The organism is Cyclobacterium xiamenense, from assembly GCF_042140265.1.
GTDB classification, from domain to species: domain Bacteria; phylum Bacteroidota; class Bacteroidia; order Cytophagales; family Cyclobacteriaceae; genus Cyclobacterium; species Cyclobacterium xiamenense_A.
Genome location: NZ_CP159481.1, coordinates 417,918 through 433,153 on the forward strand (window position 1 = coordinate 417,918; position 15,236 = coordinate 433,153).

11 protein-coding genes and 1 pseudogene are annotated in these 15,236 nt (G+C 49.2%); 3 read left to right on the top strand and 9 right to left on the bottom strand.

The features are described 5' to 3' along the window. Positions 1-9: 9 nt before the first annotated feature. Complete coding sequence (locus ABWH99_RS01775; RefSeq protein ID WP_375584603.1) at positions 10-1,083, bottom strand: phosphotransferase enzyme family protein; 1,074 nt, start codon at positions 1,081-1,083, stop codon at positions 10-12. A 285-nt stretch (positions 1,084-1,368) separates the two neighbouring features. Here ABWH99_RS01775 and ABWH99_RS01780 point away from each other — a divergent pair. Further along, positions 1,369-3,144 (top strand): annotated as a pseudogene (locus tag ABWH99_RS01780) (sodium:solute symporter family protein). 106 nt (positions 3,145-3,250) lie between these two features. Further along, a complete protein-coding gene (locus ABWH99_RS01785) occupies positions 3,251-3,679 on the top strand; it encodes a Fur family transcriptional regulator (protein WP_375584604.1) in 429 nt (142 codons plus the stop codon). Here ABWH99_RS01785 and ABWH99_RS01790 read toward each other — a convergent pair. After that, complete coding sequence (locus ABWH99_RS01790; protein WP_375586523.1) at positions 3,676-3,903, bottom strand: hypothetical protein; 228 nt, start codon at positions 3,901-3,903, stop codon at positions 3,676-3,678. The two genes, ABWH99_RS01785 and ABWH99_RS01790, sit on opposite strands and share 4 nt — an antisense overlap. 172 nt (positions 3,904-4,075) lie before the next feature. Between ABWH99_RS01790 and ABWH99_RS01795 the strand changes: the two genes are divergently transcribed. Further along, on the top strand, positions 4,076-4,549 hold the full coding sequence (locus ABWH99_RS01795) for a YcxB family protein (RefSeq protein ID WP_375584605.1): 474 nt from the start codon (positions 4,076-4,078) through the stop codon (positions 4,547-4,549). A 49-nt stretch (positions 4,550-4,598) separates the two neighbouring features. Here ABWH99_RS01795 and ABWH99_RS01800 read toward each other — a convergent pair whose 3' ends face one another. From ABWH99_RS01800 to ABWH99_RS01830, 7 genes are all read right to left on the bottom strand, one after another. Continuing rightward, complete coding sequence (locus ABWH99_RS01800) at positions 4,599-5,519, bottom strand: hydroxypyruvate isomerase family protein (protein ID WP_375584606.1); 921 nt, start codon at positions 5,517-5,519, stop codon at positions 4,599-4,601. Positions 5,520-5,523: 4 nt separating this feature from the next. Continuing rightward, on the bottom strand, positions 5,524-6,843 hold the full coding sequence (locus ABWH99_RS01805; RefSeq protein ID WP_375584607.1) for a Gfo/Idh/MocA family protein: 1,320 nt from the start codon (positions 6,841-6,843) through the stop codon (positions 5,524-5,526). A gap of 19 nt (positions 6,844-6,862) precedes the next feature. Beyond that, positions 6,863-7,843 carry a formylglycine-generating enzyme family protein gene (locus ABWH99_RS01810; RefSeq protein WP_375584608.1) on the bottom strand — a complete coding sequence of 327 codons (981 nt, stop codon included), beginning with the start codon at positions 7,841-7,843 and terminating at the stop codon, positions 6,863-6,865. 585 nt (positions 7,844-8,428) lie between these two features. Beyond that, a complete protein-coding gene (gene uvrA / locus ABWH99_RS01815) occupies positions 8,429-11,257 on the bottom strand; it encodes an excinuclease ABC subunit UvrA (protein WP_375584609.1) in 2,829 nt (942 codons plus the stop codon). 71 nt (positions 11,258-11,328) lie between these two features. Then, positions 11,329-13,446, bottom strand: a complete 2,118-nt coding sequence (locus ABWH99_RS01820; RefSeq protein WP_375584610.1) for a T9SS type A sorting domain-containing protein — start codon at positions 13,444-13,446, stop codon at positions 11,329-11,331. A 134-nt stretch (positions 13,447-13,580) separates the two neighbouring features. Continuing rightward, positions 13,581-14,333 (bottom strand): hypothetical protein, encoded by a 753-nt coding sequence (locus ABWH99_RS01825; RefSeq protein ID WP_375584611.1) that lies wholly within the window; start codon positions 14,331-14,333, stop codon positions 13,581-13,583. Continuing rightward, positions 14,260-15,174, bottom strand: coding sequence for an AAA family ATPase (locus ABWH99_RS01830; protein ID WP_375584612.1), 915 nt, complete (start codon positions 15,172-15,174; stop codon positions 14,260-14,262). Before ABWH99_RS01830 ends, ABWH99_RS01825 begins: the two co-directional genes overlap by 74 nt. Positions 15,175-15,236: the final 62 nt, after the last annotated feature.

Genomic DNA, 15,236 nt, shown 5'->3' on the forward strand with positions numbered 1-15,236 from the left:
AGCGTGCATTCACAACGATAATTCATTTCTATACTTTTCCTCCAATGCCTGGATAGCCGTTCGTTTTGCAATCAGCGCGTCCAGCAATGCCGCCTGGTTCCGCGCCCGGTGCAGGTTCTGCTCGGGGTAATTTACCTGGTAGTACACGTTTCCATTCAAGTGGTCGGTCAAAAACCGAACCCCCATGATCAAGGTCATCATTTCCCCACCAAAAGGCAACGATTCCAATTCCTCGCCTCCGATTTTCCCCGCCAACACGGTATAGAATCCTTCCAGAAGCCCGCCGTATTTTTCCATATCCACATCCATGCCGTCCCCGTCCAGGGAAGACTCGTCCCGGGTGCAGGCGACCGTGCGCACCAGGTCACCAAAATCAAAAAACACATAGCCCCCCATGATGGTATCCAAATCAATAAGCGCATTGACCCGGCTAAGGTTTTCGGCAAATATCAAATTGTTAATCTTTGTGTCGTTGTGTGTGACGCGCAGCGGAAGCCTGGATCGGTAATGCAAGTATTTGTCGACCAGGTCGCTCTTTCCCTGGTAAAAATCAATCATTCGTTTGGTCGCTTCGTCAAGGGAGATTTTCGGTTGCTGCAAGGCCGCGTCGAATTGCTTGTAGCGCATTTCCAAATCGTGGAAATGAGGAATGGTATCTTGGAGTTTGCCCGCATCTGCCGGCAAAAATAGTCGAATAAAACGAGCAAAGGCCTCCGCTGCTATTTTCGCATGCTCTCGCCGATCGATGGCATCCCTGGTGATGCCACTCACAAAGGGAAACAGACGAAAAAGACCGCCGTCCAATCGGGTAAAGAAACCACCCTCCCGGTTGGTGACAGGCATGGGCAGCGCAAAAGGCAGTTCGCTCGGATCAAACTGCTCGATGAGGTAGGCCAGATTGCCAGAAATACGCCCGGGACGGGAAAAAACCTGATCGTTAAACTCCTGCAAAATGTAGGATTGTTCGTCGAGATTCAGCAGGTAGGTCTTATGGATATGGCCCGATCCGAACCTGCTTTGCTTGATTTGGTCCGTTTCCCATCCGTAGGCTGCTTTCAACGCATCCAATACCGATTTGTTCATAGTCTCTTTGGCTCGGTTTCTACCGATTTTTTTACTGATTTTTCCTGTTCGTAAGGGTAAAATTACAATTCTTTTGTCTATATATACACGAAAGAGATTATATTTACCCGACCGGAAGTCGCTTTGCCGGGAATCGAATTCATTTTGGTCCCCGGGAAAATATTCTGTAATTATTAAAAATAATCGAAAAAGTTTTATTTATTTAGAAAAATTTTACCAAAACCTTTAGTGGTCGAACCTCGGTTCGGAACCCGGACCTACAAACCATCTTAATCCACATTCACCATGAATATTTCAATCATCGATTGGGCAATAATCATTTCATTTTTTGTTATATCCATGCTAATCGGGGTGATTGCCTCCAAAACGGCCGGCAAAAATGCCAAAGAATTTTTTCTTTCCGGAAGAAACATGCCATGGTGGCTGTTAGGGGTAAGTATGGTAGCAACCACCTTTTCGGCCGATACGCCAAACCTGGTCACGGACATTGTTCGAAAAAAACGGTGTGTCCGGAAACTGGGTCTGGTGGGCATTTTTATTGACCGGTATGTTGACGGTATTTGTATACGCAAAGTTGTGGAGACGATCGGAAGTCACCACCGATTTGGAATTTTACGAATTACGGTATGGGGGGAAAGGCGCAGCGTTTTTGCGGGCTTTCCGGGCCCTGTACCTGGGTGTCTTTTTCAATGTGGTAATCATGGCCACGGTTTCCCTGGCAGCTATTAAGATATTTGGGGTAATGCTAGGCCTCAGCTCCTGGGAAACGCTATTGATTGTGTCGGTGGTAACCGTGTTTTACAGCTCGCTCGGGGGTCTGAAAGGCGTGTTGTTAACCGATTTTTTTCAGTTTTTTATCGCCATGGCAGGCGCTTTCGGTGCGGCGATTTACGTGGTAAACCTGCCTGAAATCGGCAGTTTGAACAACCTACTGACCCACCCCAATGTCTCAGATAAACTTAACATCATACCGGATTTCAGTGACTGGAACCTGTTGATCCCTTTATTTATCATGCCCCTTGCAATTCAGTGGTGGGCCACCTGGTACCCCGGAGCCGAGCCGGGAGGAGGGGGATATATTGCCCAACGAATGCTTTCTGCCAAAGATGAAAAGAATGCGATAGGAGCCACCTTGTTATTCAATATTACGCACTACGCCATCCGTCCCTGGCCCTGGATTATCATCGCACTCTCCTCACTGATTATTTTCCCTCAATTAAGTGACATGCAAGAGGCCTTCCCCAATATCGAAGCCGGAAAACTTGGCGACGATTTGGCCTACTCCGCCATGCTGACCTTCCTGCCCACCGGTCTTATCGGGGTCGTACTGGCCTCACTGATCGCCGCAGTGATGTCGACGCTTTCCACCCACCTGAATTGGGGGTCTTCCTACGTGGTCAACGATTTTTACTCCCGGTTCGTCAAACCAAATGCATCCGACAAGGAATTGGTAGCCGTGGGTCGGATTTCTACCGTAGGACTGATGGTGCTGGCAGCCTTGCTGGCCACTGTCCTTTCCAATGCGCTCGAGGCCTTCAATATCTTGTTACAAATCGGAGCAGGCACCGGTTTGATATTTATTTTGCGGTGGTTTTGGTGGCGAATAAATGCATACACCGAAATCTCGGCCATGGTCGTTTCTTTTTGGTGGCCATCTATTTCGAATCCATTCACAACAAACTGGGCTTTTGGCCCATTCCGGATGACATGGCTTACCTGAAGTTGTTATTCGGTGTAACCCTGACCACCATCACCTGGGTGGCGGTCACCTTGTTGACCAAGCCGGAAGACGATACCGTCCTGCTTGCGTTTTACCGCAAGGTACGGCCCGCAAGTTGGGGCTGGAAAAACCTCCTGGCCAAATATCCCGAAGAAAAAGAAGAAGTAGGTCAGCTGCCCATGGAAATCGGACTGATGCTCATTGGTTCGATCATGGTATATGCAGCGCTGTTTGCCGCCGGCTTTTGGATCTATGGCGAAACCCTTTCCGCCCTGGTGGCAACCGTTGTTTCTGCGGCGGGTGGTGTGCTGGTCTTCAGGGGTTGGAAAAAAATGAGGTGAGTCTGAAAACCAAGCGCTAGCAATCGAATGGGAATCTTTCCAGCTAAACCGGGGTTGTACACCTGAAAACCGTCTAGAAAGATTATATTGGATCAATCCGGAAGTGATGACATTAAAGACTGCTGAAATTTTAAAGGAAAGCAATTTACGCGTGACAAGCTGTAGAAGGGACGTATTGGAAACGTTTCTTGGCAGGCAGGTTGCGTTATCGCATTCCGATTTGGAAGAAGCCTTAAAGGAAAATTTTGATCGGGTGACGATTTACCGCACCTTAAAAACATTTTTAGAAAATGACCTGATACACAAGGTACTGGATGATACCGGGGCAGCGAAATATGCCCTGTGCAATCACCGACCAGAGGTACCTCATCATGACCACGAGCACGTGCATTTCAAGTGCGAGGTGTGCGGCAATACCAACTGCCTGGAAGAGATCGCGCTACCCAAATTACGTTTACCGAGGGGGTACAAGCCACGTGAAATGAGCTTGCTTATTCAGGGAATCTGCAAAAATTGCAGCCAAAAAGCGTATTAAAAGATAACCGGGTTTTTTGATTTTTCCTTGTCTTCCGAGGGCCACACGATTCCCGGGGGAAGGTCAATTTTAGGAGGAGTGAAGTCTTCCACACCACCGTCTCCATCGTCGTCGTTGTTTTTTCGGTTTTTGTTGATTTTGGCTTTGGTAAGGGTGGCCACGAAATAAATTAACACCACGTAGGCCACGCCGCACAAGACCAAATCGATTACCAGGCTACTCATCATATCCAAAGATTTCAAATCAAATTACAATATAAATTTTAATAAATCAACAAGTTAACCCTGAGATTGGGGGCAATGTTGGAAAAAAATAAAAATAGAAAGGGAAACCAAATTAACTTGCTATCTAAGCGATTACATAGGATATTTGCGGATCAAAAATGAAAAGCAAAACATGATTGTAAAAACCAAAAAATACAAACTGGAAACAGGTACCTATATTAAACAGGGATTGGTAAACATTTTTAAGGAACAATGGTGGGTGGCATTGATCGCCCTGGCCATTGCATGCGGATATTTTTGGATAGCCTCCTGGTGGTGGATCAGCATGGCCCTGCTTGCCTATGCCTTGTATTGGCTTTTCTGGGTAATACAGTTTGCCGGAGTCACGCAGATGGAGCAAAACAAGGTGATGTTTGAAAAACTTTCCTACGAGATCGACAGCCGGCAGGTCATGATGAAAATCAATAGCAAGCAAGGAATGCCCATCAAATGGGAGATGATAAAGAAAGCACAAATCAAGGACCAAGCCTATATACTTGTGCTTTCCAAAGCCCAATTCATTCACCTGCCCTTCAAGATATTCCATTCACAAAACGAAATAAAATTCGTTGAAACCATCTTAAAAAGGAAGGGCCTGGTGGCCTAAAAAAAAGGGCAGCGTTCGAAACGGCTGCCCTTTTTTATTGGATTTATTTCTAAAGGAAACTGTCCGCCTTTCGGTAAGCGGCAATTACAGCCGCTTCCCCTTCCTTACCAGGCATGGAGTTGCCGTGCTCCATTCCACAAACGCCTTTAAACCCTTTTTCGTAAATAAATTTAAATACGTTTTGGTAGTTGATCTCTCCGGTTCCCGGTTCTTTTCTACCGGGGTTGTCCCCAATCTGAATGTAAGCGATTTCGTCCCAACACGTGTCCATGAGGGTAATCAGGTGCCCCTCGTTTTTCTGTTGGTGATAAATATCGTACAGGATTTTACAACTGGGACTGTTTACCCCTTTACAGATCATGTAGGTCTGCGGGGAATACCTCAAAAACAGGTTGGGGGTATCGCTGAGGGGTTCCAACACCATGGTTAGCCCGTGCGGCTCCAGTATCTCCGCTCCTTTTCGTAATGCCTCGATGACATTCGCCGTCTGAATGTCCAGGGGCAGGTTTCTCTGGTAATCTCCGGGTACCACCGTCGTCCACTTTGCATTGACCCGCTTGGCCACTTCCACCGCGTTTCTACAGCCCTCCAAAAAGATGTCTACATGCTCTTTTTTACCGGCAGCAAGCGTGTTGGCTCCGTTTCCACCCTTGTTTAAAACAAACACCCCCATGGTCATGCCCAGTTTCGCCAGATGATTGCCTATCTTCTCCTGCATTTCCGGCGTCCGGCGCGTCATCCCGTTATCTTCCAGGCTTCGAAAACCCCTTTCGTGCATGAAGGTAATCTGATCCAATAGGTCCTCACCGGCGTGCTCCTTAAACATGCCAAAATGAGGCGCATAGTCCAGGTTAAAGGGCTCATCGGCCTCCCGGAAGCCGGGCTGTGCTGCTTTCAAGGTGCCCACACCAGCCAACCCCGCGGCAGCTGTTCCCAGCGATACGTTTTGTATGAATTTTCTTCGTCTCATCGGCTTATACTACATTGGTTTGTCCTGGAACAGCAAATGCGTAATACCCATCCTCGTTAGGCACCACCTTGGGTGTTGCATCCCAGGCCAGCGTTTCCGGCATGAGGTTAATGTTCGAATTAATTGCTTCATCCCAGGTGATCACCTTGCCGGAATACGTGGCATACCTTCCGAGAATGGAACTCATGGTACTTTTAGCCGCATTTTCCGCATCGGCAAACTTGTATTCACCCTTAACGATGGCGGCAAACAACTTGTCATGCTCTACCTGGTAGGGATTGGCGTTCCCTTTTCCATCGTGGTCGTACAGGCTATTTCCCTTGTAGTCACTCAACCTTCCCACATGGCCGGCGTTCATGTATGCTTTACCAGAAGTTCCCTGGAAACTCTCATCCACTCTGTTCGTGGCCCCTGGAAAATGACGACACTCACTGTGAATCACGGTCCCATCTTCGTAGGTAAACAAGACCACGTGGTGATCAAAAATTTCTCCGTGATCTTTTCCCCTGCGAACGGTTCTGCCACCGGTTCCCTCGGCTTTCACCGGGTATCCATTTTTTACCCAGTTAGCCACGTCAATGTTGTGCACGTGCTGCTCGGTAATGTGGTCACCGCAAAGCCAGTTAAAGTAATACCAGTTCCGCATTTGGTATTCCATTTCCGTTTGTCCGGGCTGCCGCTCGCGAACCCATACGCCACCGTCGTTCCAAAAAACTTGTCCTCCGATAATGTCGCCGATGGCGCCGTTATGGATGCGTTCGATGGTTTGAATGTAGTTGTCCTGGTAATGCCGCTGCAAACCGACCACCACGTTTAGCTTTTTGGCTTTGGCGATTTCCGCTGCTGCCAACACCCGCCGTATACCAACCGCATCGGTCGCGACAGGTTTTTCCATGAATATCTGCTTCTCTTGTTTGACTGCCTCCTCAAAATGATCGGGACGAAAACCCGGAGGCGTAGCGATGATGACTACATCGGCCTCTTTCATCGCATGTTTGTACCCCTCAAAGCCCACAAACTTCATCTCCTCCGGCACCACTACTTTGTCCTTGCCGTATTTCTTGAAAATTCGCTCGTAACTTTGGTCCAACCGATCTTTAAACGCATCGGCCATGGCGACTAATTTGATGTTGTGCCCCGTCTCAAATGCTTGGAAAACAGCTCCGGTACCCCGGCCCCCACAACCGATAACAGCGATCTTGATGGCATCTTCCCCAGCAGCATAGGCCCCGGGAAGACCGAACGGACTGAGCATGGCCCCACCCGTAAGCACGGCAGAGGTTTTGATGAAATCCCTTCTTTGATTGGTATTCTTGACTTTCATTGTATTTTGAGTTAGATTATTAATAGTCTTCCATTGGTAATTTACCGAAATATTCTGCTATTTCCTCGGCATCTGGAGGATTTAGCGGGCGAATTACCCGCATCCCCAAGAAAGGAGCCTCAGGAAACCACCACTGACTTTTTGGAATCTGTGGATCGATCCGTTTCCATTCGGCGGTACTGGCAAACCGTTTGCTGCTTTTTAAATGTCCGGCCTCGCTGTCATAACTGCCCCCACGAATCACTTTCGGATACAATTCCTCGGACAGGTGTAAGGGATTCACGGCAGGTTGGTCCCTTCCCTCGTAGGCATCGGGCTCGTAATGATCCTGGGTCCACTCGTTTACATTGCCTAGAATGTCGTACAAGCCCCAGGGATTGGGCTCTTTTTGCCCAACCGCATGGGTTACGCCCTCACTGTTGTCCGCGTACCAGGCGTAGCGATCCAGTGCTGCCGGGTCGTCTCCGAAAAAATAGGCTGTTTCGGAACCCGCTCTGGCAGCATACTCCCATTCTGCCTCGGTGGGTAACCGAAAAAACACTCCGGTCTTTAGGTACAGCCACCGGCAAAACTGTATGGCTCCGTATTGGGTCATGGCAATGGCTGGTTTGTTTTCCTTTCCCATGCCAAAAGTCATGTCCAGGTAAGGAATGGAGGGCCTGGTAAGTCCGTCTACCTCCGGTGGTAAGGGGCCTTCGCTGGTAGACGCCTCAAACCCCTTGTCCAAAAATAATTCAAACAAATCCCAGGTCACCTCATGCGAGGCCATCCAAAAGGGATCAACTTTTACTTCGTGTACGGGGCTTTCGTCAGCCGCTCCCTCGTTGCTTCCCATCCGGAAGGTTCCCTCCGGAATGGGAACGAGGGAAAAGGATTTACCCGTTCCGGGAATCTCTTGTTCGTATGGCTCGAATGCTTCTTCAACCTGAGAGGCAGTACCAATCACAAGTACCGAAACGACGGTACCAAAAAAAATAACTCTTTTTACTCTTTCTAACATGGAACTCGCGATGAATGGCTACAGTTTAGTATGACTTGATTCAACGGCAGCATGACGCTGTGTACCGTTTGAAAGGGTAAATTACTTTTAATTTTTAATAATTGAAAGCCCAATACCAGGGAAGGTAGATAGCGACCACATCCGGTGAATAACGGGCGGGAAATCGCCAACGAAAATGCGCGCAGGCAACCCGTATTCCGAATCGTAAACCACCGCAGCAATCGGCCCATTCCGGCTAACCCGGCGCGATGGAACGTGTTCTGCCGGAAATAGCAAAGCGAAAGCAATGAGTGCCAGCATTCCTGGCAAAAGGCGTACCTATCAGCTGCTATTGCTGCTGCGCATTTCACATGCTGGTGTTAACCTGACCCTTTAGCAAGGCATAGTGCCCGCCGACTTATGCGGTGCAACTCCGGTTTTTTACCTACAGCTTTCCATTGATTTGCATACCTGGGGTAAACGTATCCCCAAAAAAACCGAGCCGTTCTTCGGAGTATCCGGTACTGCCGTATGTCGCCGTCGCTGGAAAGCAGGTGGTTTTCCGCCTTGCATAAGCGCTTCCGTTTACCCCAGCTCGCAGGGGTGCTACACCGAAGAGGCCCTACCAAGTTCCTGTAAATAATGACCTGTATGGTTGTCCGTTTGCTGCATGAGCTTCTCGGGTACACCTTCAAAAGTGACCGATCCTCCTTTGTTTCCACCTTCTGGTCCCAGGTCTATCACCCAGTCTGCCGCTCTTATCACCTCGGTATTGTGCTCAATAATCAAGACCGTATGTCCCTGATCGATCAAGGCGTTAATGGAATGCAAGAGTTTTTTGATATCGTGAAAATGAAGACCGGTGGTAGGTTCATCAAATATAAACAATATGCGGTCCCTGGCCCGGGTTTCTCCTTTTCCCAGGAAAGAAGCCAATTTTACGCGCTGCGCCTCCCCGCCGCTCAAGGTATTTGACGACTGCCCGAGGCCGATATAGCCCAGTCCCACTTCCTGCAAGGGTTGTAGCCGCTGAATGATGGCGGATTTTCCCTCAAAAAACTCCATGGCTTCATCGATACTCATTGCCAATACATCCGCAATGTCCTTTTCCTTGTAGGTCACATCCAGTATCTCATTCTTGAACCGCTTCCCCTTGCAGGACTCACAAGTCAGGTAAATATCGGCCATGAATTGCATTTCAATTTTTTGCGTCCCCTCTCCCTGACAGGCTTCACACCTTCCCCCATCTACGTTAAAGCTAAAAAATGCTGGCTTATAGCCTCGCTGACGCGCCAGGGGCAAGTCTGCAAACAACGCGCGAATGCCGTCATAGGCCTTAACATAGGTTACCGGATTGGATCGGGAAGATTTACCGATGGGGTTTTGATCCACAAACTCGACCCGCGTTATCTTTCGGTAGTCCCCTTCCAGTTTTTCAAACTTTCCCGACTCTTCTGACACCGTACCCAGGATTTTTCCCAAGGCAGGATACAACACCTTTTTTACCAGGGTAGATTTCCCGGAGCCACTGACGCCAGTAACGACCGTCAGCACGCCCAGCGGCACTTTGACGGTAATGTTTTTCAGGTTGTTTTCCCTGGCTCCCCGGATCAAGATATGGTCCTTCCACTTCCGGTTGTGTGTCTTATGGCTGATGGATTCTAGACCACTGATGTACCGGGAGGTATGGGTATTTCCAGCGGCCAGTAGTTCGTCCAGGCCTCCCTGAAAGACCAATTCACCCCCATGTACTCCCGCATCCGGGCCAATGTCGATTACCTGATCGGCCGCTCGAATGATTTTCTCCTCGTGTTCCACAACAATGACCGTGTTGCCCAAATCCCGAAGCGATTTCAACACGGAAATAAGGCGCTCGGTGTCTCTGGGGTGTAACCCAATACTTGGTTCATCCAAAATGTACATCGAGCCCACCAAGGCGCTGCCCAGGGAGGTGGCCAACTTGATTCGCTGGTACTCTCCTCCGGAAAGCGAGCCGGTCAGCCGGTTCAGCGTGAGGTATCCCAAGCCCACCTGATCCAGGTAATGAAGGCGGTTTGATATTTCTTTCAGCAGACGCTGGGCTACCTTTTGATCGTTTTCGGATAGTGACAGGCCATCAAAAAAAGTCAGGCACTGGTCTATGGGCAACAGGACCAAATCGGTGATGGACTTACCGCTGATCTTTACATAGGAGGCATCCTTTCGTATGCGGGTCCCTTTGCAATCGGGACAAGTCGTCCTGCCCCGAAACCTGGAAAGCATTACCCGGTACTGAATTTTATGCAGCTTGCTTTCGATAAATGCAAAAAAATCATTCAATCCTTTAAAATAAGTGTTTCCGGTCCACAGGACCGCCTTTTCTTGTTCATTCAAATCTTCGTAAGGCCGGTGGATTGGGAAATCAAACTTAATCCCGTTTTTTAGTAACGGTTCTACCCATTTCTTGGTCGTCTCGCCTCTCCAGGGAGCAATCGCACCTTCAAAGACCGACAAGCGCTTATCGGGAATGACCAAATCCGGATCAATTCCCAAAACCGAACCAAAACCTTCACAGGTTCGGCAGGCACCGTAGGGATTGTTAAAACTAAAAAAATTGACAGAGGGTAACTCAAATCGGATTCCGTCCAATTCGAACTTGTCACTGAACACCCACCTTCCCTGATCCGGTACCGCCACACCACAAGTCCCCTGTCCCTCAAAGAATGCCGTCTGCACACTGTCCGCCACGCGGAATTGGTTGTCCTCGTCATCCAGATTTACGGAAACACGGTCAATAAGAATCTCGTAATCACCTGCCGGTAAGGTGTCCATTTCCAGCAATTCCTCTACAAAATACGCTTCCCCATTGATCAGCACCCGCGTGAAGCCCTTTTGCAAAAGTACTTCCAATTCTTTACCCTTTCCCCTGCCAGAAAACAGATGCAGCGGGCAACTGATGAGTACCCGCGTCCCCTCCCCAAACGAGTGAATGAAATCCACCACATCCGTGACGGTATGGTGTTTTACCTCTTCACCACTCACCGGAGAATAGGTCTTTCCAATCCTGCTGAACAGCAATTTCAGGTAATCGTATATTTCCGTGGTCGTACCCACGGTAGATCTTGGATTTTTGGTAGTAACGCTCTGCTGAATCGCAATGGCTGGAGATACGCCTTTGATGTATTCTACCTCCGGTTTTTCCATCCGGCCCAAAAACTGCCGCGCGTAGGAACTGAGACTCTCCACATACATCCGTTGCCCCTCTGCAAAAAGTGTATCGAAGGCCAGGGAGGATTTTCCGGAACCTGACAAGCCGGTGACCACTACCAGCTTGTTTCTCGGGATGGCCAGACTCAGGCTTTTTAAATTGTTAACCCGGGCATTTTTTATGATGATAAAAGACTTCGAATCCAGATTTTCCAGCGTCGAAATATTTTCGGTATTGCTTGCTCCCATAACTTGCAAAGATACCAACCGAACCCCAGAAATGACAAAATGTTCTGATAAATTAAGCCCTCGGTATTGGCCTACCGCTTGATTACTTTGAACGTCCTCGATCCGATCCTGGTCTGAAGCGTGAGAAAATACATCCCGGCCGGATACTGACGCATGTCGATACCGTACCCGTGTTCGGTGCTTTCTATTACTACCGGGTGCTGCTGTATGCGCTGATCCTGGCTGCTCAGCGTCACTTGAGACACTTCTCCCACCTTTCCAAAGTGAATGAAATCCACTGTTGGATTGGGGAAAGGCCGAACAAAATCACTGTCCGGAGAATTGGAAATCCGTATCACCTCGGAGTACCCGAACGCCCCGTCCAAATCTACCTGCTTGATCCGGTAGTAGGTCCACATAGATTCAAACGAGCTATCCACGGCCTGGTAGTGTACCCTTGCGTTGGAGTTCCCGCTGGAGGAGATGGTTTCATCCAGCGCCGTCCAGACAGCACCATCCGTAGAACGCTCGATGACGAAATGGCTCGTGTTTTTTTCCTGCAAGGTTTCCCAACTCAGGCAATTGCTCGATCCACAAGGCTTGCCCTCAAACCTACCCCAGCGTAGTGGCAAAACCAGACTCACAAATTCGTAATCAAAGTCCAGGGTGTTTCCCCCCGTATTCTCGTAATATTCCAGCACCATTTCCAACTGGTCCAAGCCTTCTGGCACATCAAATTGGGCGGTATATTCCTGAGCCGTGCTTCCTCCAGACGCCCACTGCCCGGAAAGCAACCAGGTAGCCCCCCCGTCAACGCTCAAACGGAACCCGTCGTCTACACGAACGGCGAAATTCAGGGTTCCCGGTTCTACGTCCAACCGCATCTTGTACCGCACCGAAAACCGGTCGGTCAGAAATGGACAGCCGTAATCGGGTGTAAAGGTAACCGGTGAAGAAGGTAGCCCATTGTAATCAAAGTCCTGCACAAAAACGGCAGTTTCCGTCATTCGGCCCAGGTAGTCTTGTGCGTCGTAATTTCTAATTCCGGAATAAATGTGTCCGATCCATTCATTGGTGCCGTATTCGGCCTGATCCAGATCGGCGATTACGTCGATGGTCACCTCCAACACATTCGAAGCGAAGGTATTCACCTGCGTGTTTCCCTCTCCGTCGACCACCTCGTTTTCTGCTTTTCTTCGGAAATACCGGGTACCGGTCCAGGCGTTCGCCGGGGTTAGTGCATCGTATTGGGGAATATCATAGGTGAGGCCCGTGGCACCGGCAATCGGAAGCCAATCGCTCTCCGTAGGATTGCTTAGCGTGGTGTATTCCCACTGATAGGTTGGCTCGGATCCCTCGGCAAAAACTGCCGGTCCGAGCGATTCGAAAGGCTCCGGGTCGGGTGCAATGCCACAATAGGATCGGACGCCGGTGGCATCCCCCGGATTGGCCACTTCTCCGGGGCCAAAATACAGTTCGAATGCAAAACTCAATCTACTGTTTACTTCGTTTTCATAATAGTGCAGGTCCATCCAAATCGATTCGCCTCCATCAAAAGGCACGTAATAATTCCGGATGTTTTGGGAGTAAACAAAGTTGTACAACCCATCGCTTCCGTCCTTGTACCAATTGTCGTGCGTGACCGGGTCTCCGTTGACATCAAGGGTCAGGTTCGAAACCAGGCCGTTTTCAAACATGCGAAAAAAGGAACCGTCGTCGCTGCCCACCCGGACACGGTAAATTCCGGGCTCGGTGATCGTTTTTTTGCTTCGCAGGATCACACCAAAATGGGAAAGTTGGGTATCGCAGCCACCTGCGCTGGTGGGCGTCGTCCCGGTAGGAAAAAAATCCAGATCCCGGCTCGTACCATCGACGCTGTAGTCGGAAAACCGAGTATCGAATGCGAGTCCAGACGTGGATAAAAAGTCCACGCCGTCTCGCAAAAGATAGCCTTTGTATGCACGGTTTGCACCGGAAAGCCCTGTAAAATCCCTGTTCCAGTCATTTTGCGGGAGGTACGCTGGGTCCAATTGAAAAACGTATCCGTCCCAGTTGTCGGCGGGACGCACCCAAGGTCTACCGAAATTAACCGGCAACGTGCCCTCACAAGCCAATTGGCCACGGCTTTCGCCTGGATTGAAAAAAACCAACGCTGCCGCGGATAGCATTACGCCTAGTAGAAACCTTTTTCGCTGTTTAAACCGTTCCAAAACCCCTCCTTTTTAAAAATTTAAATGCTTTAAAAACATTTTTATTGCTGTCAAATACAAAATTATATATTTAAAATGTATTTAACAAGAGGTTTAGGAAAAAAAATTTATTTCACTTCCTGCACGTCAACGGGTTAGGAGGACGTATTTCGCTTTTGACGCCTATCCAGCCAGGATTTGAGTTGTAAAAATTGCTTCCATTTTGCGTACACGGTAATGTCGTGGATTCGCTGTACTTCCTGAAAAATGGCATTTGCTGTGGTGAGGTCGCCATTTCTGTACGCACGAAAGGCATGGGGCAGGGAAGCAAAGGCCCGTTGTTCTTGCAGTTCCTGCTCTATCTGCGACTCCTCCTGCCGCTGCAGGCTAAAATTCAGACTGTCCAGGCTTACTTTTACGCTCTGCATGCCAATGGGTGCCCGTAGAACCAGGCCCTCCAGGCTCGTACACCGGCTGAGGGCCACGTAAACCTGACCCGCCTCAAAGGAACGTCCGATATCCACGATGCATTTGTCAAACGTAAGCCCCTGGCTTTTGTGTACCGTAATGGCCCAGGCAAGTTTCAGCGGAAACTGGGTAAACTTGCCGATCACTTCCGAATTGACCTTGCCCTCTGCCTCATCAAAGGTGAAGTCCACGTGTTCCCACACTTCACGTTCCACTTCCAAAAAGAAGCCCTCGTTGTTTTCGACCATCACTTTGTTGTCCTCCATTTCCACCACCTTACCGATCATCCCGTTGAAATACTTTTTCTCCGGGTTGTTTTTCATAAAAATCACTTGCGCGCCTACCTTGAGCGTGAGGTCAATGGGATCAAAAGGGGCCATGGAAGGCGGGAAATCTCCTTCGAGCGTGGCCGGATACATGCGCTCCGGACTTTCGAGCATGTCCAGCTTTTGTTGGTTGATTTGGCGAATCGAGTGGTTGTGGGTACCCAGCATGATGTATCCCTGGTCCAACAGTTTCGAACCGATAGGCCGCTGCCCTTCGATTCAGAAATTCAATGTCCTCCTGGCTGTGCCTGCTTTCCCGGATGCGGTTCAATAAATCCTTGAATTTCTCGTCTTTCTGCCGGTAAATCTTTTGCAGCGCAATATGGTAGGGCTGCAACTGCTGAAATGAATGGGCGCTGAAAAAAAAGCGGGTTTCATAGTGGGTGGAAAGCAGCGACCAATCGTTTTCACGCACCACCGGCGGCAATTGAAAGGGATCCCCAATCAGAACCAGCTGAACGCCTCCGAAGGGAAGGTGCCTTTTCCTACGAAACAGGCGCAAAACCTGGTCCAACAGGTCCAAAAGTTCCACGCGAACCATGGATATTTCATCGATCACGAGCAGGTCCAGATTTTTGATCAGGTTTAGCCGACTTTTGGAATACCGAAACGTATCAAAAATAGAGCCGCTGTTGCCGCTTGCTTTCGGTTGTAACCGGGGGTCTCCGGGCAAAAAAAGCTGCCTGGGGTCCACTTTAAAAAAACTATGAATGGTCTTTCCTTTGGCGTTTATGGCTGCAACACCTGTCGGGGCCACCACCACCATGTTTTTGGCGCTGTTTATTCGACGGAGGGTGTGCAAAAAGGTCGTCTTTCCGGTACCGGCCTTACCGGTAAGGAACAACGATTTATTGGTATGCAAGGCAATTTCCAGGGCCTGGATAAAGGGTTCGTTGGACATGTCGATTCCCCGGGCTTCGAACTCCTGCCTGAAAAACGCTTTCAAAAAAGTCATGGTTGGTTTTGGTGATTTCTTGCCTAAAATTATAAATAAATCTACCCCTTTCGTATATATTG

Bases quoted from the DNA above. Each gene is read 5' to 3' on its own strand.
- ABWH99_RS01775 (WP_375584603.1), bottom strand. From the start codon at position 1,083: ATGAACAAATCGGTATTGGATGCGTTGAAAGCAGCCTACGGATGGGAA.
- ABWH99_RS01785 (WP_375584604.1), top strand. From the start codon at position 3,251: ATGACATTAAAGACTGCTGAAATTTTAAAGGAAAGCAATTTACGCGTG.
- ABWH99_RS01790 (WP_375586523.1), bottom strand. From the start codon at position 3,903: ATGAGTAGCCTGGTAATCGATTTGGTCTTGTGCGGCGTGGCCTACGTG.
- ABWH99_RS01795 (WP_375584605.1), top strand. From the start codon at position 4,076: ATGATTGTAAAAACCAAAAAATACAAACTGGAAACAGGTACCTATATT.
- ABWH99_RS01800 (WP_375584606.1), bottom strand. From the start codon at position 5,519: ATGAGACGAAGAAAATTCATACAAAACGTATCGCTGGGAACAGCTGCC.
- ABWH99_RS01805 (WP_375584607.1), bottom strand. From the start codon at position 6,843: ATGAAAGTCAAGAATACCAATCAAAGAAGGGATTTCATCAAAACCTCT.
- ABWH99_RS01810 (WP_375584608.1), bottom strand. From the start codon at position 7,843: ATGTTAGAAAGAGTAAAAAGAGTTATTTTTTTTGGTACCGTCGTTTCG.
- uvrA (WP_375584609.1), bottom strand. From the start codon at position 11,257: ATGGGAGCAAGCAATACCGAAAATATTTCGACGCTGGAAAATCTGGAT.
- ABWH99_RS01825 (WP_375584611.1), bottom strand. From the start codon at position 14,333: ATGCTCGAAAGTCCGGAGCGCATGTATCCGGCCACGCTCGAAGGAGAT.
- ABWH99_RS01830 (WP_375584612.1), bottom strand. From the start codon at position 15,174: ATGACTTTTTTGAAAGCGTTTTTCAGGCAGGAGTTCGAAGCCCGGGGA.